Origin of the sequence: Rhizobium rosettiformans (genome assembly GCF_016806065.1) — a bacterium.
In the GTDB taxonomy this organism is placed as follows: domain Bacteria; phylum Pseudomonadota; class Alphaproteobacteria; order Rhizobiales; family Rhizobiaceae; genus Allorhizobium.
Genome location: NZ_CP032405.1, coordinates 4071832 through 4095576, shown reverse-complemented (window position 1 = coordinate 4095576; position 23745 = coordinate 4071832). Strand labels below are relative to the sequence as shown.

The following is a 23745-nucleotide window of genomic DNA, read 5'->3' as shown; positions in this document are numbered from 1 at the left end:
TCCGGACTGGATCAGCCCCACTTGACCGCGAGGATCTCGTAGGCCTTCGAGCCGCCTGGGGCGACAACTTCGATGTTGTCGCCGACTTCCTTGCCGATCAGAGCGCGTGCGATCGGCGAGGAGATCGAGATACGTCCGGCTTTCACGTCGGCTTCCTGGTCGCCGACGATCTGGTAGGTCTTCTCTTCCTCGGTGTCTTCATCGACCAGCTTGACGGTGGCGCCGAACTTGATCTTCGAACCGGACATTTTCGAGAGATCGATGACCTCGGCGCGCGCGATCAGATCCTCGAGTTCGCCAACACGACCCTCGTTGTGGCTCTGCGCTTCCTTGGCTGCGTGATATTCCGCATTTTCGGAAAGGTCGCCATGAGCGCGCGCCTCGGCAATTGCCTCGATGATGCGCGGACGCTCTTCCTGCTGACGCCAGCGCAGCTCTTCGCTGAGCTTCTCGAAACCGTTCTGCGTCATCGGTACCTTGTCTACCATTTCCTCTTCCTTCGTCTTCATGGCCGCGAGCGCGGGCACAAAAGAAAACAGGTTCCGAAGCAAAGCTGCGGAACCAGTCACAAATCACATTGATAGGGACTATAGCAGAATGCTTCGCGCAATTTCCAGAGTTTTCGTCGAGCGGCTCCGAAAGCCTGTCCGAGACTGAAAAAGCGTAGTAAAATCAGAGTGAAGAACGATAGGCGGACGCAATGTCGCAGGTGGTATTCTTGACCATTGTCATGAGAACATATAGAGAACATTCTTATGAAGAAGTCGCTCAAAGAACGTCTCGCCATCCTGTCCGACGCTGCCAAATATGATGCCTCCTGCGCATCGAGCGGGACGACGAAGCGCGACTCGTCGGCATCGGGCGGGCTCGGCTCCACGGAGGGCTCGGGCATCTGCCATGCCTATGCGCCGGATGGACGCTGTATCTCGCTCCTGAAGATCCTGCTCACCAATTTCTGCATCTACGACTGTGCCTATTGCATCAATCGTTCCTCGAGCAATGTCGAGCGGGCGCGGTTCACGCCGGACGAGGTCGTCTGGCTGACGATCGAATTCTACCGTCGCAATTACATCGAGGGGCTGTTTCTCTCCTCCGGGATCATCAAATCCTCGGATGATACCATGGCCGAGATGGTGAAGATCGCCAGGGACCTGCGCACCAAGCACGATTTTCGCGGCTACATCCATCTGAAGACCATCCCTGAGGCATCCGCGCATCTGGTCGAGGAGGCGGGGCTTTATGCCGATCGCCTGTCGATCAATATCGAGCTGCCGACCGATCACGGGCTGGAGCGCTATGCGCCCGAAAAGCGTCCGGTCAACATCCGCCGCTCGATGGCGGATCTGAGGCTGAAGATCGACGAGGCGCGCGAACCGACGCACACCGGACGGCGCAAGAGGTTCGTGCCCGGCGGGCAAAGCACCCAGATGATCGTCGGTGCCGACGGCGCCAATGACGCGACGATCCTCGGCTCGAGCGCACGGCTTTACAGCAGTTATGGGTTGAAGCGTGTCTACTATTCCGCCTTCAGTCCGATCCCCGACAGCTCGAAAAACCTGCCGCTGATCAAGCCGCCCCTGATGCGCGAGCATCGACTCTATCAGGCGGACTGGCTTTACCGCTTCTATGGTTTCTCGGTCGAGGAGATTTCGTCGATCGGGCAGGGCGGCATGCTTGATCTGGAGCTGGATCCGAAGCTTGCCTGGGCGCTGGCGAACCGCGATCGGTTTCCGGTTGATGTCAACAAGGCGGATCGGGAGACGCTGCTGCGCGTACCGGGCTTCGGGACGAAGACTGTGAACGGCTTGCTCTCGGCCCGCCGTCACCGGCGCGTGCGGCTTGAGGACCTGACGCGTCTCGGTGTGTCGCTGAAGAAGGTACGGTCCTTCATCGTCGCCGAGGGATGGTCGCCCAATCGCAGCCTTGATCGGACCGATCTGCGGGCGGTGTTTGCGCCGCCGGCCGAGCAGCTGTCGCTCTTCTGATGCGAACCGTGACGCTCGAAGGGCGAGGAGCGTTCGACGAGTGGCGCGATGCTGCACGTTCGCTCCTGGCTGGTCGGGTGACACCCGATCAGGTTCGCTGGCAGCTTTCGGGCGAGGGGGGCGATCTGTTCGGCGCGTTGCTTCCAGAGAAAACTCCTGTCGAGGCACCCTCCGGGACCGTCGTGCCGAAGGGCTTCATCGAGGCGGCGGAGGCGGCGATCTGCCATTCGGATCCGGATCGATTTCCACTTCTCTATCGCATCCTTTGGCGGCTGCAGGCGGAAAGGGCGCTGCTGCAGGTGCGATCGGATCCCGATGTCGCCGACCTCGTTCGCCTGATCAAGAATGTCCGGCGCGACAGCCACAAGATGAAGGCATTCGTGCGGTTCCGCGAGGTGGAAGCTGTCCAGGCGAAACGGCGGCGCTTCGTGGCCTGGTTCGAGCCGGAGCATTTCATCGTCGCGCGCACCGCCGGCTTCTTCCAGCGGCGCTTCACCGATATGGACTGGCTGATCGCGACGCCAAAGGGCTCTGCCGCCTGGAACGGGCAGGAGTTGAAGACCTCGCGCGAGCCAGCCGCCCGACCTGAAGCGGAAGACGAGACCGACGAGCTGTGGCGGACCTATTTCGCCAATATCTTCAATCCGGCGCGGGTGAAGATCAGGGCCATGCAGTCGGAAATGCCGAAGAAATACTGGAAGAACATGCCGGAGGCCTCGCTCATTCCGGACTTGATTGCGGGAGCCGAGCGGCGGGTTCAGGAAATGGCAGCGCGCGAGGCAAGCCAGCCGCCGGCCTTTCACGAGCGACTGCAGGCGCAGTGGCGGGGACGAGAAGACGAGGGGGCATCGGTTGATCTGCCGCCGCTCGAACGGGTGCGCCAGGAGGCAGCCGGTTGCACGCGTTGCCCTCTGCATTGCCATGCGACACAGACGGTGTTCGGCGAGGGGCCGAAGGATTCGGAGATCATGTTCGTCGGCGAGCAGCCGGGCGACACCGAGGATCTGGCGGGCAAGCCATTCATCGGCCCGGCCGGCCAGGTCTTCGATGAGGCCGTGGCGGCGGCAGGGATCAACCGGTCGCAGGTTTACGTCACAAATGCAGTTAAACATTTCAAATACGAGCGGCGCGGCAAGCGACGTATCCATATGCGGCCCGATGCCGGAGAAGTCGCGCATTGCCGCTGGTGGGTGGCCAAGGAGATCGAGATCATCCGGCCGCGCATCGTCGTTGCGCTGGGGGCGACCGCCTATCTGTCCCTGACGGGCGAAAGCCGGCCGATCGCCGAGGTGCGAGGCATGCCGATCCCGATGCAGGACAACCGCATGCTGCTCGTGACGACGCATCCGTCGGCGATCCTCAGGATGCCGGATCCGGATCTGAAGGCACGAAGCCTTGCGGCCTTCCGATCGGACCTTGCAGACGTCAAGCGGCTGCATGAGACACTGGCTGCGTCCTGATTTCCGTCGTTAGTGGCCGCCGATGCGGCTTTCGTCCAGCTCGGTGCGCGCATAAACCCGCGCAGCGATGGCGGCGAGAAGCAGCAGGGTCAGGGTCGCCAGTGCGCAGCAGAGGGCAAAGCCGCCCGCATAGCTCGCCTTTGCCAGATCGATCCACGGCGCGGCGTCGTTGCCGGTGTTGCAGGCGACCTCCAGAGCGGTGCCGAGTGCCGAGGTGACGGAGGTCTGGTCGCTACCGGAAAGGCCGGTCAGGTCGGCGTCCTGCATCCCGAAACGGTAGAAGAGCGTGCCAAGGCTGCCGAGGACGGCAACGCCGAGCGCGCCGCCGAATTCGGCGCTGGTTTCGGAGATGGCGGAAGCAGATCCTGCGCGCTCCGGCGGTGCCGTGCCGACGATCAGGCCTGTTGTCGTCAGGATCACCGGGACGAAGCCGAGGCCCATGATCATGCTTGCACCGAGGACACCGACAAGGCTCGAATGCCAGGCGGCGATCGCCATCAGGCCGGTGCCAAGCGCATTGACGACCAGTCCCAGCAGCACCGTTCGAACGGGGCCGAGGCGGTTGGTTACGCGCCATGCCTGGAAGGACATGACGGTGAAGACCAGCGAGGAAGGGATCGACCAGAGGGCTGCCTTCAGCGGCGTCAGGCCGATGACCAGCTGCAGGAAGAGGTTCTGGAACAGGAAGATGCCGAAGATGAAGAAGACGCCGGCGAGATTGACCATCAGCGAGGCTGTGAACGCCGGGATCCTGAACAAGGCAAGATCGATCATCGGATGCTCCAGCACCTTCTGACGCCTGACGAAAATCGCGCCGACGGCAAGGCCGAAGAGCACGGGAACGAGCTGGATCGGTTCAAAGCCTTCGGCTGCCATCTTCTTGAAGCCATAGACGACCGGAAGCACGGTCAGGAGCGAGAGCAGGACACTGAAGAGATCGAGGCGCCCGGCATTTTCATCCTTGTATTCGGGCAGCAGGAAAGGAGCGCTGGCGAGAAGTGCTGCCATGATCGGAACATTGATCAAGAAGACAGAGCCCCAGTGGAAATATTGCAGCAGCAGGCCTCCGATCAGCGGGCCGATCAGGCCGCCGAGCGCAAAGGCGGTGCCCCAGACGCTGATTGCGCGGTTACGCTCGTGCTCGTCGCGGAAGAGGTTGACCACCAGCGAAAGCGTCGAGGGCGCGATCGTGGCACCGGCAATGCCGAGCAAAGCGCGGGCGACGATTAGCATCGAGGCAGTGTTGGCAAAAGCGGCGAAGACGGAAGCGGCGCCAAAGAAGAAGGCGCCGATCAGCAGCACCTTGCGACGGCCGATGCGGTCGCCGAGCGTGCCCATGGTCACCAAGAAGCCGGCCACCATGAAGCCATAGATGTCGTTGATCCACAGCAGTTGGGTGGCCGACGGATCCAGATCAGCGACGATCGCCGGCATGGCGAGGAAGAGGACCGAGAGGTCCATCGAATAGATAAGGCAGGCAATGGACAGGATCAGCAAGCCGATCCACTCGCGGCGCGTCGCCTTTGCGGCGCCATCGGCAACAGTGACGGACATCGGGCAATCTCTCACTTCAAACCAAAGAAGAGTGCCGCAGCCGATGTCTTTCGACAAATGTCAAATTTTGATGGGATCTGTCAGGCCAACTGATCAATCGATGGGTGGCTCTGGGCGCCGAGCTCAGCCCCGAGCCGATCGAAATTCTGCTCGTTGGCAACAGCAATGAAGCGCTCGATCTCGCGGTTATCAGGCGTGTCGTCAAACTGCATACGCCAGGTCATGCGTGTTCCCTTGGCTTCGGTGGCGAAGGTCACCTCGAGCGTGAAGACATGCATCGGCTCATGGTGGAGCGCCAGGATCCGGGACGGCGGCTCGATCGCCTGAAAAGTCCAGCGATTGGCAAAATCGGTGCCGTCGGAATTGGTCATGGTGACGCGCCAGTCACCGCCGGGCGAAAAGTCGAAATGGGTGATCTCGTTGGTGAAGCCGTGCGGTCCCCACCAGCGGGCAAGGGTCGCCGGATCGGCAAAGGCGGCGAAGAGGGTTTCGGCCTGAACGTCGAAGATCCGTTCGGTGACAATGTGCAGCTTTTCCATCAAAAACCTCCAAACGATCACAGCTTGCCAAGGTGGGAGGCTTCGCGTTTAACACGTGGCAGACCCGGCCGGATAGTCTCGCGACACGGCAGGGTTTGGGAGGGGTAATTCAGTTGCATTCGACATTCGTACTGACCGCCATCGCCATGCTGGCCTTCGCCGCCAATTCGCTCTTGGCGCGAGAAGCGCTCGGCACCGTGTCGATCGAGGCTGCGGGCTACACCGCCGTCCGTATCGTCTCCGGGGCGCTGGTCCTTTACAGCCTGATGCGGCGCGGGCAGCTTCAGTCTGCATCGCTCGAGAGAAGCCTGCCGGGGGACTGGTGGGCGGCTGCGGCTCTTTTCGTCTATGCCATCGCATTCTCCGCAGCTTATCTTTCGCTTGGCGCTGCGACCGGCGCGCTGATCCTCTTTTCCTCCGTCCAGGCAAGCATGCTGGCCTTCGGACTTTTCAAGGGTGATCGGCCGAGCCTGCGGGAAATGATTGGCTTTGCGATCGCGTTTGCGGCCTTCGTCTATCTGATCCTGCCCGGTGTGGGGCGACCGGATCTCGGCGGCAGTTTGCTGATGATCGCCTCGGGCATCGCCTGGGCCGTCTATACGCTGCGCGGTCGAGGCTCGCGAGATCCGATCGGCGAGACGGCGGGCAATTTCGTCCGGGCCTCCTTCTTCTGCCTGCCGCTTGTGATTTTCGCGCTGCTTTACGAGACGGCGACGCTTGCGGGCGTGCTCCTGGCCCTCGGCTCTGGCATCGTTGCCTCCGGGCTTGGCTACTCCGTCTGGTACAGGGCGCTGCGCGGGCTCACCACGTTCCAGGCGGCGCTCATTCAGCTTTCCGTCCCGGTGATTGCGGCGCTCGGGGCTATCCTCTTCCTCAATGAGCGGCTGACCCTGCATTTTGTCGTGGCGGCCGCTTTCGTCATTGGCGGCATCGCCTTTGCCATCCTCGCCAAGCAGAAGCGGCAGGCCTGAAGGCACCGAGTTTCGACTTGGTCAGTTGAAGAATTCCAGCAATCCCGAAATGACCGTTGCGCCGCCGATGGGTGCGATGAACAGCAGGATGATGTTCAAGCCGACGATCCAGGCCAGCGCCTTCTGCTGGCGCGGCGTCAGAGGCTCCGGCCCCCGGCTCGGTGGTGGCTCTGGCGGCGGCGTATAATTCTTGAGATCGAGAAACATGACGGTTGACCTGTCTCGTCTGCCGGTCGGTGAGGATCGATCCTCATAACATAGGCAGGGGGAACAGATTTCCACCTGGGACTGTCAATCGGCGCCGGTGTTTGGCTTTAATGGGCTAGTGGTCGCGCGAAACGGAGTGCGGCCTAGGCGGTATCTTCAAGTGCTGCCGCCGGCAGGTTGGCACGCGCGTTCAGGACTTCCAGGCCGACGATTCGGCCATCGCGATCATAGTCGAACATTACGCCTTCAGAGACCTCTTCGGTTTCCTGCACCGCCTCGGTGGAGAAACGGATATAGGCAGCGTTGGCTGCAGCATCGTATTCGACCTTTGGCTTCATTGCGGCATCCGTGCGTTCCGATCGAAGAACGGCTCCAGGATAGCCACTTCAGCCGTTGCCTCAATACACCTTGCCCACAAACAAAAATCGCCGCATCCGAGGACGCGGCGAAAATGTCTTGTTAGTGCTTGCCGGAGCCACGCGTAGAGTGGCCAAACCGTTGCCAACTCAGAAGTAGCTCTGCAGCGGGCGGACTTCGAGCTGGCCGCCCTTGAGTGCCCGGATGGCTTCGGCGGCGGCGAGGGCTCCTGCCATCGTCGTGTAGTAGGGCACCTTCTGCATCAGCGCGGCGCGGCGGAGCGACTTGGAGTCCGAGATCGCCTTGTTGCCGTCGGTCGTGTTGATGACCAGCTGGACCTGACGGTTGCGGATCGCGTCCTCGATATGCGGACGTCCCTCGAGCACCTTGTTGATCTTGATCGCCTCGATGCCGTTTTCGGCGAGGAATCGCTGGGTGCCACCCGTTGCCATGACCTTGAAGCCGATTTCCGACAGGATGAGGATTGCCGGCAGGACGCGGACCTTGTCCTCGTCACGGACCGAGACGAAGACCGTTCCGTCACGCGGCAGTTCGACGGATGCGCCGAGCTGGCTCTTGGCGAAGGCCAGGGCAAAGTCGGTGTCGAGGCCGATGACTTCGCCGGTCGAGCGCATTTCCGGACCGAGCAGCGTGTCGACGCCGGGGAAGCGAGCAAACGGGAAGACGGCTTCCTTGACGGCGATGTGCTTCAGGTTGCGCGGATCCGGCTTTGCGCCATAGGCGGCAATCGCGTCGTCGAGCTTTTCGCCGGTCATGATGCGGGCGGCGATCTTGGCAATCGGTGCGCCGATGGTCTTGGCCACAAAGGGCACCGTGCGCGAGGCGCGCGGGTTGACTTCGAGAACGTAGATCACATCGTCCTTGATGGCGTACTGGACGTTCATCAGGCCGCCGACATTGAGCGCCTTCGCCATGGCGGCCGTCTGGCGTTCCAACTCGTCGAGCATCGCCTTGGAGAGCGAACGCGAGGGGAGCGAGCAGGCGCTATCGCCCGAATGGATACCGGCCTCCTCGATATGCTCCATGATGCCGGAGACGAAGACTGTCTCGCCGTCGCAGAGCGCGTCGACATCCACTTCAATGGCGTTGGTCAGGTAGCTATCGAAAAGCAGCGGGTTCTTGCCAAGCAGCGTGTTGATCTGGCCGGTCTTGTCGTTCGGGTAGCGCTGCTTGATATCCTCGGGGACCAGGCCCGGAACCGTGTCGAGCAGATAGGACTGCAGCATCGATTCCGAATGGATGATCTGCATGGCGCGGCCACCCAGAACATAGGAGGGACGTACGACCAGCGGGAAGCCGATCTCGCTGGCGACCAGGCGGGCCTGCTCGACGGAATAGGCGATGCCATTGTTCGGCTGCGTCAGGTCGAGCTTCATCAGGAGCTTCTGGAAGCGGTCGCGGTCTTCGGCAAGGTCGATCATGTCGGGCGCGGTGCCGAGGATCGGGATGCCGTTCTTTTCGAGTGCTTCAGCGAGCTTCAGCGGTGTCTGACCACCGAACTGCACGATGACACCGACGACTTCACCCTTTTCCTGCTCAGCGCGCAGGATCTCAATCACGTCTTCGGCCGTCAACGGCTCGAAATAGAGGCGGTCGGAGGTGTCGTAGTCGGTCGACACGGTTTCGGGGTTGCAGTTGACCATGATGGCTTCGAAGCCGGCATCCTTCAGCGCGAAGGCGGCATGGCAGCAGCAATAGTCGAACTCGATGCCCTGGCCGATGCGGTTCGGACCACCACCGAGGATGACCACCTTCTTGCGGTCGGAGACCTGAGCTTCCGAGCGGAGCGCGCCGACGAAAGGCGTCTCATAGGTCGAGTACATGTAGGCCGTCGGCGAGGCGAATTCGGCAGCGCAGGTGTCGATGCGCTTGAAGACCGGGCGGACGCCGAGACCGTTGCGGAGTTCAGCGACTTCCTTCGGGCGCTTGCCGGAGAGCGAAGCGAGGCGGGCATCGGAGAAGCCCATGGCTTTGAGCATGCGCAGGTTTTCAGCATCCTGCGGCAAGCCGTGTTCACGAACACGGGCTTCCATGTCGGTGATCGCCTTGAACTGGGCGATGAACCACGGATCGATCTTGCAGCCCTCGTGGACTTCTTCCGGCGACATGCCGAGGCGAAGCGCCTGGGCAACCATGCGCAGGCGATCGGGGGTCGGGGTGCCGATGGCGGCACGAATGGCATTCTTGTCGTCACCCTGGCCGAGGCCGGGGATCTCGATCTCGTCGAGGCCGGTGAGGCCGGTTTCGAGACCACGCAGAGCCTTCTGCAGCGATTCGGCAAAGGTACGGCCGATGGCCATGACTTCGCCGACCGACTTCATCGCGGTGGTCAGCGTCGGTTCGGCGCCGGGGAACTTTTCGAAGGCAAAACGCGGGATCTTGGTGACGACGTAGTCGATCGACGGCTCGAAGGAGGCGGGCGTTGCCCCACCGGTGATGTCGTTTTCGAGTTCGTCGAGCGTGTAGCCCACGGCGAGCTTGGCAGCGATCTTGGCAATCGGGAAGCCGGTTGCCTTCGAGGCGAGGGCCGACGAGCGCGAGACGCGCGGGTTCATTTCGATGACGACAAGGCGGCCATCGGCCGGGTTGACGGCGAACTGGACGTTCGAGCCGCCCGTCTCAACGCCGATCTCGCGGAGAACCGCGATCGAGGCGTTGCGCATGATCTGGTATTCCTTGTCCGTCAGCGTCAGCGCCGGCGCAACGGTGATTGAGTCACCGGTGTGGACACCCATCGGATCGATGTTCTCGATTGAGCAGACGATGATGCAGTTGTCCGCCTTGTCGCGGACGACCTCCATTTCATACTCCTTCCAGCCGAGCACCGATTCTTCGATCAGGACTTCGGTGGTCGGAGAGGCATCGAGGCCGGAATTGATGATCTCGTAGAATTCTGAGCGGTTATAGGCGATGCCGCCGCCGGTGCCGCCCATGGTGAAGGAGGGGCGGATGATGGCGGGTAGGCCGACGACGTCGAGCGCCTGTGCGGCAATCGCCATTGCATGGCTCATGTAGCGCTGCTTGCGGTCGGTCTCGCCGAGATTCCACTGGTTTTCCAGCTCATCGAGCGCCTTGTCGAGTTCGGCGCCTGACAGTTTTGCCTTCAGTTCAGCGCGGGCAGCCTCATGGGTCTTGCGGTCGGCATCCTTGATCTCGGTCGCGTTGGCCAGCATCGACTTCGGCGTTTCGAGGCCGATCTTGGTCATGGCTTCGCGGAAGAGGGCACGGTCTTCTGCCTTGTCGATGGCAGCGGGTTTCGCACCGATCATCTCGACATTGTAGCGGTCAAGCACGCCCATGCGCTTCAACGAAAGCGCCGTATTCAGCGCCGTCTGGCCACCCATGGTCGGGAGCAACGCGTCCGGGCGTTCCTTGGCGATGATCTTGGCGACGACTTCCGGCGTGATCGGCTCGACATAGGTCGCGTCGGCAAGACCCGGATCTGTCATGATGGTGGCCGGGTTGGAATTGACCAGGATGACCCGGTAGCCTTCTTCCTTCAGCGCCTTCACGGCCTGGGTGCCGGAATAGTCGAATTCACATGCCTGGCCGATGACGATCGGCCCCGCGCCGATGATGAGGATGGACTTGATGTCTTGGCGCTTGGGCATGGCTCTATCCGTTCTTTGACCTGCGCGAAAAACCGGCCTGGGTGAGGGAGGTCACCGGCCGGGCGCAGAGAGATGGTCTTTTCAGGCTAGAAGCGGCTTATAGGGAAATGTTGGCTGGGAAGGAACCCCATATTTGCACCGTCCGACAGGAAAGTTGGGGAGCGCTGAAATGCTGCCGCGACGGGCGCGCAATGTCATATGTGCTTCGCACTCGGCGCGTACCGCAGGTCCTTCCTACTCAGAGGGACGATACTCTATGACCCCGGACTTACCCGACCACCTTAAATCTGCCGCCCTCAGCCACAACCCCGGCCCGATCCCGCATCTCGGGCGGCGCTACGACACCTCGGGCACTTTTCTGACGGAACGCGGCAACACCGTCGTGTGCCATCTCGTTGAGGGGTCCGAAGCGGCGGCTGCGATCAACGACGCGCGTTCGCGGTTCACGCAGATGCCCGGTGCCGACAAGCTCGCCTTCACGGCCGCCTCCAGCCTGCACATGACGCTCTTTCAGGGCATCATCGAGACGCGGCGGGAGTTGCCCTACTGGCCTTCCGACGTGCCGCTGGAGACTCCGATCGACGACATGACGGGGCTCTTCATTGATCGCCTGGCGCGATTCGAGCCGGGCGACGCCTTCGCGATGGAGGTGACGCATGCCACCCCAAATGGCCTCACGCTCGATGGTGTGACGGAGCGCGACCGGGCAATCCTGAAAGACTGGCGGAACCGCCTGGCGGATCTGCTCGGCTACCGGCATCCGGATCACGAGACCTACGTCTTCCACATCACCTTCGCCTACATGATCGAGCGATTCGACGATCGGACCATGGCCGCCTGGGTGCCGTTCCTTGATGACATGGCCAAGGATATTCGTGCGCGTGCTCCGGTCATCACGCTTCGACCCCCGGCCTTCTGTGCCTTTGACGACATGAACCACTTCGAAGAGCTTCTTGTCTTCGAGCCGAAGTGAGCTGCAAAGCGAAAACGAAAATGGCGGGCCGAGCCCGCCATCCCAAGCATCAGAAATCGTCTCTACGATCAGAATTCTTCCCACTCGCCGCCACTCGGGGCGGGCTTTGCGCCCATGGCCGAGGCGATCTTGCCGGCCAGTGTGCGGGCCGGGGAGGGGACCGGGCGGGCAGCTTCGCTTACGGCCGACGGACGGGCAGGGGATGCGGGTCGCGTGACGATGGATGCCGGAGCGCTGTGGGTCCGCGCCGAATGCGTCGTTGCCGATGCATGTGAGGCCGCGCCGAGATTGAACTGGGCGAGGCGTGCCGAGAGGGCCTGGACTTCCGACACAAGGGTGTGCGAGGCGGCATTCGTCTCCTCGACCATGGCGGCGTTTTTCTGGGTGCCCTGGTCCATGATGTTGACGGCCGAGTTGATCTCGTGAAGGCCGGTCGACTGCTCGCGGGCCGCTTCGACGATTGCATGGACGTTGGTGTTGATCTGCTGCACTTCGGCGACGATCGCCGAGAGGGCCTCTCCCGTCTCATCGACGAGCGAAACCCCGTGTTTGACCTGCTCGCCAGATGCGGTGATCAGGGTCTTGATTTCCTTTGCGGCATTGGCCGAGCGCTGCGCGAGTTCTCGGACTTCCTGGGCGACGACAGCAAAACCCTTGCCGGCTTCGCCCGCGCGGGCGGCCTCGACCCCAGCATTGAGCGCCAGCAGATTGGTCTGGAAGGCGATCTCGTCGATCACGCCGATAATGTTGGAGATCGACTGCGATGACTGTTCGATGGCGCTCATCGCATCGATCGCGGAGCGCACGACCTCACCGGAGCGTTCGGCGCTTTCCTTGGTGCGGCTGACCTGCTGGCCGGCTTCTTCGGCGCGCTGGGTCGATTCCTTGACGGAACGGGTGATCTGCGAAAGGGCGGCTGACGTCTGTTCGACCGAGGCCGCCTGCTGTTCGGTGCGGCGCGCCAGATCGTCGGCTGCCGAGCGGATTTCGTTCGAGCCGTTCTCGATGGTGGTCGCGTTGTCGCGGAACGAGATCATCGCTGCGCGCAGCTTCTCGATCGAATCGTTGAAGTTGCCGCGGATTTCGTCGAGCGCCGGCGAGAAGGGCTTTTCGAGCCGGACAGTCATGTCGCCGTCCGACAGGCGGGCGAGGCCAGCGCGCAGTTCGTCGACGACGAAGCGGATTTCTTCTTCGCGGGCCTTGTGTCCCTTGGAGCGTTCGACGCGTTCGATCTCTTCCTGCTCGTAACGGGCTTCCGCCTCCTTCTCGAGCGCGACCTTCTTGCGGTTGCTATCGAGTAGGACGGCGAGCGAGCGGGAGAGGTCGCCCAACTCGTCCGAACGGTCCTTGTCTGTCAGTTCGACATCGAGGCGACCGGCGGCGATGTCGGTGGTCTGGCCGATGACCCGGTTGATGCGGCCGATGAAGCGGCGGGCGAGAAGCCAGCCGACGACGATGAGAATGATGGTGGCGCCGGCGATGATGAGGGCAGAGGTCCAGACGGTCTCCGTCAGGACGCCGAGCACGGTTGCGCTCGGGACAGCGACCACGACATTCCAGACGGCACCCGGGAAGGGCTCGATCGGGACAGCAATGGCCATGCGCTCGACGCCGTTCTTGTCGATCATGGTGCCGACCGTACCGGGTGATTTCAGCAGGCCTTCCCAGGCGGCGGCATCGAGACCGCTGTCCTTCAGCGCCTTGCCCATGGCCGCCTTGTCCGGATGGCTGACAAAGGCGTTGGCGGAGGAGAGGAGGGCGATGTAACCGTCGCCAAGAGGGCGCTTTGCCGCGAGATCGGCAGCCGTCTTGTCGAGGTCGATATCGGCGCCGACATAGCCGAGTGCCTTGCCATTCTCCATCACCGGGATCGAGATCGTCGTCATCAGGACGTCCTTGCCGTCCACCGGATAGACATAAGGCTCGAGCAGGACCGTCTTCCCGGTCTTGACTGGCAGTTGATAATAGTCGCCGGCGCCGGGCGTGTCATAGTCGACCAGCACGTCGGTCTTGATCACGCCGCCGGCACGATAGATGTAGGGCACGAAGCGGCCGGTCTGATCGTGGACGGGTTTGCCAACGAATTCAGAATCCTTGCCATCGAAGGCATTGGGTTCCCAGCCTGTGGAGAGGCCGATGGCTCCCGGAAAGCCTTCGAGCGTCTTCGTCAGAACCGCCATGACGAGTTCGCGGTCGGCTATTCCTTGCTGCCTGAGTGCCGAGACCGAGTAGTCGAGGCCTGCGACCATTTCATGGGCCACGCTCAGCGTGCGATTGACCTCGGCGGCGGCTTCAGAGGCTGCCGTCTGCATCTTGTCGATGCCGGCACCGCGGATTGCACCATAGCTGATGCCAACCACTGTCGCGGCCACGCCGATGGTCGTCACGACGCCGAGTGCCACCGTCGAGAAGATGTTCCGGCTGGTTGCGGATTTGAATAACATGGGCCGTTCCCTCATTAGCCTATGACTGCGTTGCGGCAGACAGCGTCCGCCGCGCCGGTGTTGTGCCGGCCGTTGAGGCAGACTTTAGTCCTCCATGGTTAAGTAGGTGTTTATATTCGGGTGAGCCGCTAAGTCCGATGGCGCTTGATCGAGGTGTGGATTGACCGGAAGGTGAGGACAATCGACCGAGTCGGCCGTGGGGGGAGTGATGGTGTTCAAGGAGTATGCTGATTTCGACGGATTGGCGCTGGCCGATCTGATCAGGCGCAAAGAGGTGTCCGCTGGCGAAGTGCTGGAGGCGGCGATCACACGGATCGAGGCGGTCAATCCCAAGCTGAACGCAGTGATCCGACCGCTCTTCGATCGGGCGCGGCAGCGGGTCGCGAAGGGATTGCCGGACGGCCCGTTTTCCGGTGTTCCGTTCTTGGTGAAGGATCTGCTGGCGCAGATTGACGGTGTGCCGACGGGTAATGGCAATCGCCTCTGGGCAACGCGGGTCGCACAGGGCAACAGCGAATTGGTGAGCCGATGGGAGATGTCCGGCCTCGTCATCGCCGGGCGCACAAACACGCCTGAGTTCGGGCTGACGCCCTATACCGAACCGGGCGCCAGTGGTCCGACACGCAATCCATGGGATCTCACGCGGACCCCCGGCGGCTCTTCCGGCGGATCTGGTGCTGCCGTCGCGTCCGGCATGGTACCGATCGCCTCCGGCGGTGACGGCGGCGGGTCCATCCGCATCCCGGCGTCTGCCTGTGGCGTCTTCGGGATGAAGCCGACCCGCGGGCGAACACCGGCCGGACCCTTTATCGGCGAGGCCTGGTCCGGGTTCGCCATCGAGCATGTGCTGACGCGCTCGGTGCGCGACAGTGCCGCCGTCCTTGACGCAGCGCATGGAGCGGATCGCGGTTCGCCTCATCCGCTGCCGCCGCAGGAAGGCACATTCCTCGATGCCTGCCAGCGGGTGCCTGGAAAGCTGAAGATCGCGGTGTCGCGCCAGCCGATGCTCGGCAAGGCCGTGGCGCCGGAAGTCGTGGCTGCCTTCAATGATACGGTGAAGCTTTTGGCCGATCTCGGTCACGAGGTGATCGAGGCGGCGCCTCCTGTGGAGCGCGAGGCCTTTTCCATGGCCTTCCTGACGGCTCTTGCCGGGGAGCTTCGAGCCGATATCGAGTTCACGGCAAAGACCTTCGGGGTAAAGATCCGTCCCGGTGACTATGATGCCTCCTCCTTCGGCATGGGGCTCCTGGGCGAGGGTTTCACCGCCTCCGACTTGATCACCGCCCATCGCTATCTCACGCTGTCGGCCCGCTCCATCCTCGGTTTCTTCGAGGATGTCGATGTGCTGATGACGCCAGTGCTATCAACCCTGCCCGTCAAGATCGGCGCCTTGCAGCCGAGCGCCATCGAGAAGAAGCTCTTGACGCTACTCGGCTATGTCGGCGGCGGCAGGCTGTTGAAGAAGCTTGGGATTGCCGAGCAGCTTGCGGCCCAGACCTTCGAGTTCATTCCCTGGACACCCATATTCAACGTCACTGGCCAGCCAGCCATGTCGGTTCCGATAGGCTGGTCGCCCGAGGGCTTGCCGATCGGCATGCAGTTCGTCGGGCGGTTTGCCGGGGAGGACACGCTGTTTTCGCTGGCAGGCCAGCTTGAGCAGGCGCTGCCTTGGAAGGACAGGCGCCCGCCGCTCTGACAGCCCCGCTTACAGGCCGGGCACGACGAGCACCTTCACCTCGCCCGGTTGCGGCTGATTGCTGACCACGCCGGGGGCGTCGTCGAGCGATACCTTGCGCGAGATCAGCTTCTCGACCTCGATTTTGCCCGAGGCGATCAGATCTGCTGCGCGACGGTGGGTGAAGGGGTTCAAGAAGGAGGTGACCAGCTTGACCTCGCGGAAGAGCAGGTCGAAGGGCTCGATCGCTACCTTTTCGCCCTGCGCCATCACGCCGAGAATGACGGCGGTGCCTCCTGGACGGACGAGCTTCGTCGCCTGAATGACCGTTTCACCAACGCCTGCGCATTCGAGGACGACGTCGACGCCGCCGGGAAGGAGACCAGTCTCGCCGGAGATCTGCGTCACGACGTCACCTGCGGCAGGATCGACGCTCGCCGTCGCGCCGAGTTCCTCGGCAAGCTTGCGGCGGGCGGCCTGACGGGTCACGAGGATGACGGTCGCGGCACCCGCCAGGCGGGCGAGCTGCACCGTGAGCAAGCCGATGACACCACCGCCGAGCACGACGACCGAAGAGCCGGCCTTGATTTCGGCGAGATCGATGCCGTGCAGGCAGCAGGCAAGCGGTTCACAAAAGGCGCCATACATCGGGTCGAGATCTGCCGGGAGCAGGAAGGCCTGTTTCTGGGGAACGACCACATAGTCTGCGAACCCGCCATCGCGATGAATGCCGATGGCTCTGAGGTTGCGGCAGAGATTGACCCGGCCGTTGACGCAGTGGCTGCAGCGGCCGCAGGCGATATTGGGGTCGCCCGTGATCCGGTCGCCGATCGCAAAGCCTGTGACGGCGGTTCCCACGGCCTCTACGATGCCGCTGAATTCGTGGCCGAGGGTGACCGGTGGCGTGCAGGGAAATTCACCGTGGTAGAGATGCCGGTCGGTGCCGCAGACGCCGCAGGCTTCGACGCGCACCAACAGATCGTCCGGTCCTGCTTCCGGCTTTTTCACCTCCCGTGTGAAAAGCTGGCCCGTCGCTTCTAGTCGCATCGCCTTCATTCGTCACTCCTCCCAAAGCACTGTCTGTCCTTGCAGATTTGCATGCAGGAGGAGGGCTGCCAAGTCGTCGTTGCGGGCGATCTGGTGTCCGGTCGTCGACAAAGTTGCGGTCTCAGCCTCGACGGCGGTCGGGGTCGTCGCTAGATGTTCAAGCAACGACAATCGAAGGGCCGTTTTTGATGATCACTGTGCACTATCTCGACAACTCGCGCGCCCACCGGATTCTCTGGCTGCTCGAGGAGCTCGGGCTCGACTATCAGGTCAAGGTCTATCATCGGACGAAGGAATACCTGGCGCCGAGGGAGCTGAAGGCGGTGCATCCGCTCGGCAAGTCGCCGGTCATTGAGGATGCCGGGCGCGTTGTCGCGGAAAGCGGCGCGATCATGGAATATCTTATCGAGACATATGGCGGGGAGGGCTTGCGCCCCGCAGCCGGCACCGAGGAGCGGCTGCGCTATCGCTACTGGATGCATTATGCCGAGGGATCGGCCATGCCACTTCTGGTTATGAAGCTGATCTTTGCGCGCATTCCTGGGCAGGTGCCCTTCTTCATTCGGCCGGTGGCCAAGATGATCAGCCAGGGTGTCTCGCGCAAGCTGCTTGACCCGCAGCTCTCCGACCATCTCGACCTCTGGATCAACGAAGTCGGCAAGGACGGCTGGTTCGCCGGCCGGGAGTTTTCGGCCGCCGATATCGCCATGAGCTTTCCGGTCGAGGCCGGTCTGACCCGGATCTCCGGTGGCAAGGATGTGAGCGTGCTGAAGGGCTGGATCGAACGCATCCGCGCACGACCGGCCTATCAACGGGCGCTGTCGCGTGGCGGAGATTACGGTTACGCCAAGAGCTGATAGACATTCGGTCGGCTCTTCGCTTGCCTTTCGCCAGAAGAATGTCGTTGGCTCACTGGTGTCGTGGAACAGTTCGGCTATCTTCTCATTAAGCTGCGACAGCGGAGAGAGGTAGCACCATGGAATGGCGAGGGCGGCGGCAGTCGAACAATATCGAGGACCGGCGTGGGCAATCCTCCGGTGGCGGCCTGGGACGCAATCCCTTCGGTCGCTCGGGCATTCAAATCCCGATGGGCGGGCGGCGCGGCGGCGGCTTGAGCTTCGGCACCATCATTTTTCTTGTCGTCATCTACTTCGTGCTGAAGGCCATGGGCATCGACATGCTGCAGGTGTTGGGCGAAGGCAATGTCGGCGGCGCCGGATCCGGCTACGAGCAGTCGATCGGTCAGCGTCCTTCAGGACAGTCCAGCGACGACACCACAGCTTTCGTGCGCACGGTTCTGGCCGAGACCGAGACCACTTGGAACACAATCTTTGCCGCTTCCGGCGAAAACTATCGGGAGCCGACCCTTGTTCTGTTTGCCGGTTCGACATCATCGCCCTGCGGTCAGGCCTCTTCGGCCACGGGGCCGTTCTATTGCCCTGCCGACAGCAAGGTCTATCTCGATACGGAGTTCTTCGACCAGCTCGAGCAGAAGTTCGATGCGGCCGGCGATTTCGCCCAGGCTTACGTGATCGCGCATGAGGTCGGGCATCATGTGCAGAACCTCACCGGTGTTCTGCCGGAGTTCAACCGCCAGCGGCGCTCGATGGGGCAGCGCGAGGCAAACCAGATGTCTGTGCGCGTCGAGCTTCAGGCGGACTGCTATGCCGGGATCTGGGCGAAATCGGCCGACAAGGAGGGCATCCTGTCGGACGGCGACCTGGAGGAAGCGTTGAATGCCGCGCAGCAGATCGGCGACGATACGCTGCAGAAGCGCAGCCAGGGCTATGTCGTGCCCGACGCCTTCAATCACGGCACGTCTGCGCAGCGGATGAAGTGGTTCAAGCGCGGCTATGACAGCGGCAATGTCGGGTCTTGCGACACCTTCTCCGGCGCGATCTGACGCGCCGGTCCTTTCAGCGGATCACCAATGCGGTCAGCCAGAGGCCGAGACCGAACACTGTATGGGCCAAGAGATTGAGGGTGCGGACCTTGTTCGGGTTCGGGGTCTTTGCGGCGGCCCAGCCGAGCCCAAGGCCTGGCTGCAGCAGGAACCAGCCGGCGGCAACGGTGACAATGGCCCAGATCCAGGCCGGCAGTAGGGTCGGCTGGGCAAGCCAGCTTGAGCCGAGCGCAAGGACGAGGATGATGCCGTAGGCAATGCCGACGGCGTAATGCGCGATCCAGCCGAGAGCCTGTTCGTGGCGGTAGGGCGCAGCGTCTGCGATCGTGTGATGAAACACCGTGCCGGCTTTCAGATGGTAGAACCATCGTCCTACCGGGGCCCAGTTGGCCTTCGGCTGGCGGAAGGCGAGCGTCAGACATATGGCCCAGAGGTCCATGGCAAGCGTCGCGCCGAACCCAATGATGGAGCCGCGCCAGATCAGTTCCCACATGCTTCATCCGCCCTTGTGATTGGGAAATAGAGAATTGAACCTATGGGCGGTTTCCGGCCGTGAGAAAGGCCGTTTTGCGCGGCAACAGGCAACTTCCCCTGTTTTTCGAGAGGATTTCGGTTCGGATCTGATGTTTCAGCCCTGATTTTCATCAATCTTGCTGATGTATCTCGCAATAATTTTGCAGGTTGTCGATTTCGTCTTGCTGGATTGCAGGTTGCCGCTTATCCCGATGTGACATGCCGCTCACCAGTACGCTCTGGAAGCGGCTTTTTTCGTTGAGATCATCGCCATGCACATCGACGTCGCTCCGCTTGACACACACAGTAATGCACCGGTGGGTGCCGGCAGCTGGACGTCTCATATCCGCGCCACCCTTTCGCTCGGGATCCCGCTGATCGGCGCGCAGCTGGCGCAACTCGGCATCCACACGACGGATGTGGTCATCGTCGGTCAGCTGGGCGCGGTGCCGCTCGCAGCCATGGTGCTGGCCGGGCAGTTCTTCTTCACGATCTTCATCTTCGGATCCGGTTTCTCCATGGCTGTCATGCCCATGGTCGCCCAAGCCTACGGACGCGGTGACATCGTTTCCGTCCGTCGCTCGATCCGTATGGGCATGTGGGTCTCGATCCTCTACGTGATCCTGACGATGCCGCTGTTCTTCAATGCGGAGGCGATCCTGCTTGCGCTTGGGCAAAAGCCTGAAGTCGCAGCGCTTTCGGCAAACTATGTCTTCATCATCCAGCTCGGCCTGCTTCCGGCACTGCTCTTTGCCGTCTTGCGTGCGCTGGTCAGCGCGACCGGCCGGGCCCGGATCGTGCTCTGGGTGACGCTCGGCATCCTGGTCCTCAATGCGATCCTCGCCTATGCGCTGGTGCTCGGGCATTTCGGGCTGCCGGCGCTCGGTATGACCGGGGCGGCGATCGTTGCTGTCATCGTGCAATGGGTGAGCTTCGTCGCCATGGTGATCTACATCCAGACCCGCGACGAGACGCGGCGCTACGAACTCTTCGTGCGCTTCTGGCGGCCCGACTGGCAGGCGTTTCGCGAAGTGCTGCATCTGGGGATGCCGATCAGCGTCACAGTACTTGCCGAAGTCAGCCTGTTCAGCGCGGCCTCGCTGCTGATGGGGCGGATCGGGACGATCGAACTCGCGGCTCATGGAATCGCGCTGCAGCTCGCCTCGATTGCCTTCATGCTGCCGCTTGGATTGGCGCAAGCCGCAACCGTTCGGATCGGCCTTGCGCATGGACGGGGCAATTATCCGGAGCTGGTGCGGGCATCGATCACGGTGCTTGGCATCGCCGCTCTCATGTCCCTGTCAGGCGCTATCCTGTTCCTGCTCGTGCCGAACCAACTGTCTGCCGCGTTCATCAATGAGAATGCCCCGGCCGCTGCCGAGGTGCTGGCCTATGCGGGGCCGCTCGTCATGGTCGCGGGTCTGTTCCAGCTGGTTGACGGGCTGCAGGCAATTGCGGCTGGGCTCTTGCGCGGGCTGAAAGATGCGCGCGTGCCGATGATCCTGGCGCTCGTTTCCTACTGGCCGATCGGCTTCTTCCTTGCCTGGCTCATGGCCTTCCCGCTTGGGATTGGTGGTATCGGCATCTGGTACGGCTTCTGCCTCGGGCTCGCGAGCGCTGCCGTCATGCTGAGCCTTCGCTTCTACCTGAAGGTCCGGCATGAAATGCAAACGGCCCGGGGATAAGCCCGGGCCGCCAGTTTCCAATTAGATTGAAGCGTCTCAGCGCTCGGCGAGTGCCGGTTCGCCCTTCGTTTCGCGCACCAAGTTGATGAAGCGGCGGAAGAGGTAGTGGCTGTCCTGTGGGCCGGGTGAGGCTTCCGGGTGGTGCTGCACGGAGAAGACCGGCTTGCCCTTGAGGCGCAGGCCGCAATTGGTGCCGTCAAACAGCGAAACGTGAGTCTCTTCAACAGTTTCCGGCAGCGACTTGGAGTCGACTGCGAAGCCATGGTTCATCGAGACGATCTCGACCTTGCCGGTGGTGAAGTCCTTTACCGGATGGTTTGCGCCGTGATGGCCCTGGTGCATCTTCTCGGTCTGGCCGCCAAGCGCCAGGCCCAGCATCTGGTGGCCGAGGCAGATGCCGAAGACCGGCTTGTCCGTCTTGATGAGGTTCTGGATCACAGGCACGGCATATTCGCCGGTTGCTGCCGGATCTCCCGGACCATTCGACAGGAAGACGCCATCCGGGTTGAGCGCCATGATGTCTTCCGCCGAAGTGGTGGCGGGCACGACCGTGACCTTGCAGTCGAGGCCTGCAAAGAGACGCAGGATGTTGCGCTTCACGCCGAAGTCGACGCAGACGATGTGGTACTTGGCGTCTTCCGCTCCGAGCGTCGTGTGCCCTTCTGTCCAGGACCAGGCTTTCTCGTTCCAGACGGAGGACTGGCCCGAGGTCGCGACCTTGGCGAGATCGAGCCCTTCGAGACCGCTCCAAGCCTTGGCTTCAGCCTTCAGCGCCTCGATGTCGAAGACGCCATTCGGATCATGGGCGATGACGGCGTTCGGGGCGCCGTTTTCGCGGATCCAGGCTGTCAGCGCCCGGGTGTCGACGCCAGACAGGCCGATAATGCCACGGGCCTTCAGCCAGGCGTCGAGATGGCTTGCGGCACGATAATTTGAAGGCTCCGTGATGTCGGCCTTGAAGATCGTTCCGACCGCGCCGTGGCGTGCTGCCGGCGTCAGGTCTTCGATGTCTTCGTCATTGGTGCCGACATTGCCGATATGGGGGAAGGTGAAGGTGACGATCTGGCCGAGATAGGAGGGATCGGTGAGGATTTCCTCGTATCCGGTCAGTGCCGTATTGAAGCAGACCTCGGCCTGGACCTTGCCGGTCGCGCCGATTCCATGGCCTTCGATGACGGTGCCGTCGGCGAGAACGAGGAGGGCGGTCGGCTTGCGGGTCGTCCAGGGGGCTGTCGCGGTCATGGTTGTTCCTTGTTCGCCCGCGTACCGGCCCCTTGTCGGAGGGGTTTCGCAGGACCATTTATGTTGCAGATCGAGGGCGCGCGAAGTCGCGCGTTTTCGGCCCTGATGACAATTTGCGTGCAGGTGCCGAGCAATAGACGCATCGCAGGGAGAGGTCAATTCCGGAGTTGTTTCCGGGGCGGATTTCTCCCAAGCCGTTTCAAGGGTTTGCTCAATTCGTTTGCGCCGCAGCAAATGTCTGGCTATGAGAACCACTCAACAAACACGGAAAAGCCACAATCGCCAAGAGCGAAGGGGCCGCTCCCCGGAGAAGAAAATGATACGCGACACGCTCGCCAACTCGCTGAAAGAAGCCTTGAAGGCCAAGGATGTCCGCAGGACGTCGACCGTGCGCCTGATCCAGACCGCGATCAAGGACCGCGACATTGCGCATCGCGGTGCCGGCAAGGATCCGGTCAGCGACGACGAGATCATGCAGATCTTGATGAAGATGATCAAGCAGCGGGACGAATCCGCCAAGATCTATGCCGAAAACGATCGGCCGGAACTTGCCGCGCAGGAGCGCGAGGAAATCGTCATCATCAAGTCCTTCATGCCCGAGCAGCTCTCGGAAGAGAAGGTGCGTGAACTCTGCGCTGCGGTGATCAACGAAACCGGGGCGCAAGGCTTGCGCGACATGGGCAAGTGCATCAGTGCGCTGAAGGAACGCTATGCCGGCCAGATGGACTTCGGCAAGGCCTCGGGTGTGGTCAAGGATCTCTTGAAGTAAGAGGCCTGATCCTAAGATGTTTGACGCCGCCTCCGGGCGGCGTCTTGCGTTTCAGGGTTTCGAGCGCTTCTGCTCGTCGACGAAATGGCGCAGGACCGCGTTGATGCGGGTCTGATAGCCCTTGCCGGTCGCCTGAAAGAAATCGATGATGTCGTGATCGAGGCGGATCGAGATCGCCTTCTTCTTGTCGGGGATGACCATCCTGGCCTTGGACCAGTCGATGTCCATGTGGTCCTTCCAGTCGGGATCGTCACGCATGGCGCGCTCGATATCCTCGTCGGTCATGGCGTCGACGCGGGCCCAGTCGGTCTGGCTTTTTTCACCGCGCGCCCGCTTTTCCAAAATCTCAGCTATGGTAGTGCGCGTGATATTCTCTTCGCTCATTTCTTCTCGCAACGCGGGCGGATATGATCCGACAGACGTTTCCTCTCATGGTGTAGACGGCGGTAATCAACCGGGCGCTTTCCGGGCATGTCGCAAGAACCCGCAACTCACCGTTGGCCATGGTCTGTGTCTCAAGACGAGGTCCAGCCAGCGCTAAGACAACGTCATCGAAATCAATCCCATGCTTGTGGCGATTGCTGATCCGTTTCGCCTCGTCCCACTCGAAGGCCCATTCTTCCTGCGGAATGTCGTCCAGGCTTCGCATGGCGGCTCTCGGGTGCTTGTCCTTTGAGTGTATATACAAACGTCTTGATGTACAAGCGCTGTGAATAACGGGCACTCCGCGCGAAAGCCTTGGCGCTCTGGCCAGTGGGCGCCTATATGGAAGATCAGCTTCCCAGGGAT

At 62.0% G+C, this 23745-nt stretch carries 21 protein-coding genes; 9 read left to right on the top strand and 12 right to left on the bottom strand.

Going from position 1 to position 23745, the window contains the following annotated elements; genetic code table 11:
* Window positions 1-11: 11 nt before the first annotated feature.
* Complete coding sequence (gene greA, locus D4A92_RS20130; RefSeq protein ID WP_203016868.1) at window positions 12-488, bottom strand: transcription elongation factor GreA; 477 nt, start codon at window positions 486-488, stop codon at window positions 12-14.
* 267 nt (window positions 489-755) lie between these two features.
* Here greA and D4A92_RS20125 point away from each other — a divergent pair, with 267 nt between their 5' ends.
* Window positions 756-1985 (top strand): putative DNA modification/repair radical SAM protein, encoded by a 1230-nt coding sequence (locus tag D4A92_RS20125; protein WP_006725557.1) that lies wholly within the window; start codon window positions 756-758, stop codon window positions 1983-1985.
* Window positions 1985-3445, top strand: a complete 1461-nt coding sequence (locus tag D4A92_RS20120) for a UdgX family uracil-DNA binding protein (protein WP_203016865.1) — start codon at window positions 1985-1987, stop codon at window positions 3443-3445. The genes D4A92_RS20125 and D4A92_RS20120 overlap by 1 nt, the downstream gene beginning before the upstream one ends.
* Window positions 3446-3454: 9 nt before the next feature.
* Here D4A92_RS20120 and D4A92_RS20115 read toward each other — a convergent pair whose 3' ends face one another.
* Both D4A92_RS20115 and D4A92_RS20110 read right to left on the bottom strand, forming a co-directional pair.
* The gene (locus tag D4A92_RS20115; RefSeq protein WP_203016863.1) at window positions 3455-4999 is read right to left on the bottom strand and encodes an MFS transporter; all 1545 of its coding nucleotides are present in this window, start codon (window positions 4997-4999) and stop codon (window positions 3455-3457) included.
* 80 nt (window positions 5000-5079) lie between these two features.
* Window positions 5080-5538, bottom strand: a complete 459-nt coding sequence (locus D4A92_RS20110) for an SRPBCC domain-containing protein (RefSeq protein WP_203016861.1) — start codon at window positions 5536-5538, stop codon at window positions 5080-5082.
* 113 nt (window positions 5539-5651) lie between these two features.
* On the opposite strand from D4A92_RS20110, the gene D4A92_RS20105 reads away from it, so the two are divergent.
* Window positions 5652-6509 (top strand): DMT family transporter, encoded by an 858-nt coding sequence (locus tag D4A92_RS20105; RefSeq protein ID WP_203016859.1) that lies wholly within the window; start codon window positions 5652-5654, stop codon window positions 6507-6509.
* 21 nt (window positions 6510-6530) lie between these two features.
* Here D4A92_RS20105 and D4A92_RS20100 read toward each other — a convergent pair whose 3' ends face one another.
* The 3 genes from D4A92_RS20100 to carB form a co-directional block, all read right to left on the bottom strand.
* Window positions 6531-6716, bottom strand: coding sequence for a hypothetical protein (locus D4A92_RS20100; RefSeq protein ID WP_076394708.1), 186 nt, complete (start codon window positions 6714-6716; stop codon window positions 6531-6533).
* Window positions 6717-6859: 143 nt separating this feature from the next.
* Complete coding sequence (locus D4A92_RS20095; RefSeq protein WP_203016857.1) at window positions 6860-7054, bottom strand: DUF2283 domain-containing protein; 195 nt, start codon at window positions 7052-7054, stop codon at window positions 6860-6862.
* Window positions 7055-7222: 168 nt separating this feature from the next.
* Window positions 7223-10705, bottom strand: a complete 3483-nt coding sequence (gene carB, locus D4A92_RS20090; protein ID WP_203016855.1) for a carbamoyl-phosphate synthase large subunit — start codon at window positions 10703-10705, stop codon at window positions 7223-7225.
* A 256-nt stretch (window positions 10706-10961) separates the two neighbouring features.
* Here carB and D4A92_RS20085 point away from each other — a divergent pair, with 256 nt between their 5' ends.
* Entirely contained in the window at window positions 10962-11678 is a 717-nt protein-coding gene (locus D4A92_RS20085) for a DUF1868 domain-containing protein (protein ID WP_203016853.1), read from the top strand.
* A gap of 68 nt (window positions 11679-11746) precedes the next feature.
* On the opposite strand, the gene D4A92_RS20080 is transcribed toward D4A92_RS20085, so the two are convergent.
* Window positions 11747-14122: a methyl-accepting chemotaxis protein gene (locus D4A92_RS20080; protein WP_203016850.1), complete on the bottom strand. Its 2376-nt coding sequence runs from the start codon at window positions 14120-14122 to the stop codon at window positions 11747-11749.
* Window positions 14123-14330: 208 nt separating this feature from the next.
* Between D4A92_RS20080 and D4A92_RS20075 the strand changes: the two genes are divergently transcribed.
* On the top strand, window positions 14331-15818 hold the full coding sequence (locus D4A92_RS20075; RefSeq protein WP_203016848.1) for an amidase: 1488 nt from the start codon (window positions 14331-14333) through the stop codon (window positions 15816-15818).
* A 9-nt stretch (window positions 15819-15827) separates the two neighbouring features.
* On the opposite strand, the gene D4A92_RS20070 is transcribed toward D4A92_RS20075, so the two are convergent.
* Window positions 15828-16853 (bottom strand): zinc-dependent alcohol dehydrogenase family protein, encoded by a 1026-nt coding sequence (locus tag D4A92_RS20070; RefSeq protein WP_203016846.1) that lies wholly within the window; start codon window positions 16851-16853, stop codon window positions 15828-15830.
* A gap of 179 nt (window positions 16854-17032) precedes the next feature.
* Here D4A92_RS20070 and D4A92_RS20065 point away from each other — a divergent pair, with 179 nt between their 5' ends.
* On the top strand, window positions 17033-17701 hold the full coding sequence (locus D4A92_RS20065) for a glutathione S-transferase family protein (protein ID WP_203016844.1): 669 nt from the start codon (window positions 17033-17035) through the stop codon (window positions 17699-17701).
* A 119-nt stretch (window positions 17702-17820) separates the two neighbouring features.
* Complete coding sequence (gene ypfJ, locus D4A92_RS20060) at window positions 17821-18747, top strand: KPN_02809 family neutral zinc metallopeptidase (protein ID WP_203016842.1); 927 nt, start codon at window positions 17821-17823, stop codon at window positions 18745-18747.
* A 13-nt stretch (window positions 18748-18760) separates the two neighbouring features.
* Here ypfJ and D4A92_RS20055 read toward each other — a convergent pair whose 3' ends face one another.
* Window positions 18761-19240, bottom strand: coding sequence for a DUF2938 domain-containing protein (locus D4A92_RS20055; protein ID WP_203016840.1), 480 nt, complete (start codon window positions 19238-19240; stop codon window positions 18761-18763).
* Between the two features lie 292 nt (window positions 19241-19532).
* Between D4A92_RS20055 and D4A92_RS20050 the strand changes: the two genes are divergently transcribed.
* On the top strand, window positions 19533-20945 hold the full coding sequence (locus D4A92_RS20050; RefSeq protein ID WP_203016838.1) for an MATE family efflux transporter: 1413 nt from the start codon (window positions 19533-19535) through the stop codon (window positions 20943-20945).
* Between the two features lie 36 nt (window positions 20946-20981).
* Here D4A92_RS20050 and carA read toward each other — a convergent pair whose 3' ends face one another.
* Window positions 20982-22187, bottom strand: coding sequence for a glutamine-hydrolyzing carbamoyl-phosphate synthase small subunit (carA, locus tag D4A92_RS20045; protein ID WP_203016836.1), 1206 nt, complete (start codon window positions 22185-22187; stop codon window positions 20982-20984).
* 316 nt (window positions 22188-22503) lie between these two features.
* Here carA and D4A92_RS20040 point away from each other — a divergent pair, with 316 nt between their 5' ends.
* Window positions 22504-22956, top strand: a complete 453-nt coding sequence (locus D4A92_RS20040; protein ID WP_203016834.1) for a GatB/YqeY domain-containing protein — start codon at window positions 22504-22506, stop codon at window positions 22954-22956.
* Between the two features lie 51 nt (window positions 22957-23007).
* On the opposite strand, the gene D4A92_RS20035 is transcribed toward D4A92_RS20040, so the two are convergent.
* Both D4A92_RS20035 and D4A92_RS20030 read right to left on the bottom strand, forming a co-directional pair.
* Complete coding sequence (locus tag D4A92_RS20035; RefSeq protein WP_203016832.1) at window positions 23008-23340, bottom strand: BrnA antitoxin family protein; 333 nt, start codon at window positions 23338-23340, stop codon at window positions 23008-23010.
* On the bottom strand, window positions 23303-23605 hold the full coding sequence (locus tag D4A92_RS20030) for a BrnT family toxin (RefSeq protein ID WP_203016830.1): 303 nt from the start codon (window positions 23603-23605) through the stop codon (window positions 23303-23305). The genes D4A92_RS20035 and D4A92_RS20030 overlap by 38 nt, the downstream gene beginning before the upstream one ends.
* Between the last annotated feature and the right edge of the window lie 140 nt (window positions 23606-23745).

What these genes read in the sequence shown, in the direction of transcription:
- greA (WP_203016868.1), bottom strand. Translation starts at nt 488, where the DNA reads ATGGTAGACAAGGTACCGATGACGCAGAACGGTTTCGAGAAGCTCAGC.
- D4A92_RS20125 (WP_006725557.1), top strand. Translation starts at nt 756, where the DNA reads ATGAAGAAGTCGCTCAAAGAACGTCTCGCCATCCTGTCCGACGCTGCC.
- D4A92_RS20120 (WP_203016865.1), top strand. Translation starts at nt 1,985, where the DNA reads ATGCGAACCGTGACGCTCGAAGGGCGAGGAGCGTTCGACGAGTGGCGC.
- D4A92_RS20115 (WP_203016863.1), bottom strand. Translation starts at nt 4,999, where the DNA reads ATGTCCGTCACTGTTGCCGATGGCGCCGCAAAGGCGACGCGCCGCGAG.
- D4A92_RS20110 (WP_203016861.1), bottom strand. Translation starts at nt 5,538, where the DNA reads ATGGAAAAGCTGCACATTGTCACCGAACGGATCTTCGACGTTCAGGCC.
- D4A92_RS20100 (WP_076394708.1), bottom strand. Translation starts at nt 6,716, where the DNA reads ATGTTTCTCGATCTCAAGAATTATACGCCGCCGCCAGAGCCACCACCG.
- D4A92_RS20095 (WP_203016857.1), bottom strand. Translation starts at nt 7,054, where the DNA reads ATGAAGCCAAAGGTCGAATACGATGCTGCAGCCAACGCTGCCTATATC.
- carB (WP_203016855.1), bottom strand. Translation starts at nt 10,705, where the DNA reads ATGCCCAAGCGCCAAGACATCAAGTCCATCCTCATCATCGGCGCGGGG.
- D4A92_RS20085 (WP_203016853.1), top strand. Translation starts at nt 10,962, where the DNA reads ATGACCCCGGACTTACCCGACCACCTTAAATCTGCCGCCCTCAGCCAC.
- D4A92_RS20080 (WP_203016850.1), bottom strand. Translation starts at nt 14,122, where the DNA reads ATGTTATTCAAATCCGCAACCAGCCGGAACATCTTCTCGACGGTGGCA.
- D4A92_RS20075 (WP_203016848.1), top strand. Translation starts at nt 14,331, where the DNA reads ATGGTGTTCAAGGAGTATGCTGATTTCGACGGATTGGCGCTGGCCGAT.
- D4A92_RS20070 (WP_203016846.1), bottom strand. Translation starts at nt 16,853, where the DNA reads ATGAAGGCGATGCGACTAGAAGCGACGGGCCAGCTTTTCACACGGGAG.
- D4A92_RS20065 (WP_203016844.1), top strand. Translation starts at nt 17,033, where the DNA reads ATGATCACTGTGCACTATCTCGACAACTCGCGCGCCCACCGGATTCTC.
- ypfJ (WP_203016842.1), top strand. Translation starts at nt 17,821, where the DNA reads ATGGAATGGCGAGGGCGGCGGCAGTCGAACAATATCGAGGACCGGCGT.
- D4A92_RS20055 (WP_203016840.1), bottom strand. Translation starts at nt 19,240, where the DNA reads ATGTGGGAACTGATCTGGCGCGGCTCCATCATTGGGTTCGGCGCGACG.
- D4A92_RS20050 (WP_203016838.1), top strand. Translation starts at nt 19,533, where the DNA reads ATGCACATCGACGTCGCTCCGCTTGACACACACAGTAATGCACCGGTG.
- carA (WP_203016836.1), bottom strand. Translation starts at nt 22,187, where the DNA reads ATGACCGCGACAGCCCCCTGGACGACCCGCAAGCCGACCGCCCTCCTC.
- D4A92_RS20040 (WP_203016834.1), top strand. Translation starts at nt 22,504, where the DNA reads ATGATACGCGACACGCTCGCCAACTCGCTGAAAGAAGCCTTGAAGGCC.
- D4A92_RS20035 (WP_203016832.1), bottom strand. Translation starts at nt 23,340, where the DNA reads ATGAGCGAAGAGAATATCACGCGCACTACCATAGCTGAGATTTTGGAA.
- D4A92_RS20030 (WP_203016830.1), bottom strand. Translation starts at nt 23,605, where the DNA reads ATGCGAAGCCTGGACGACATTCCGCAGGAAGAATGGGCCTTCGAGTGG.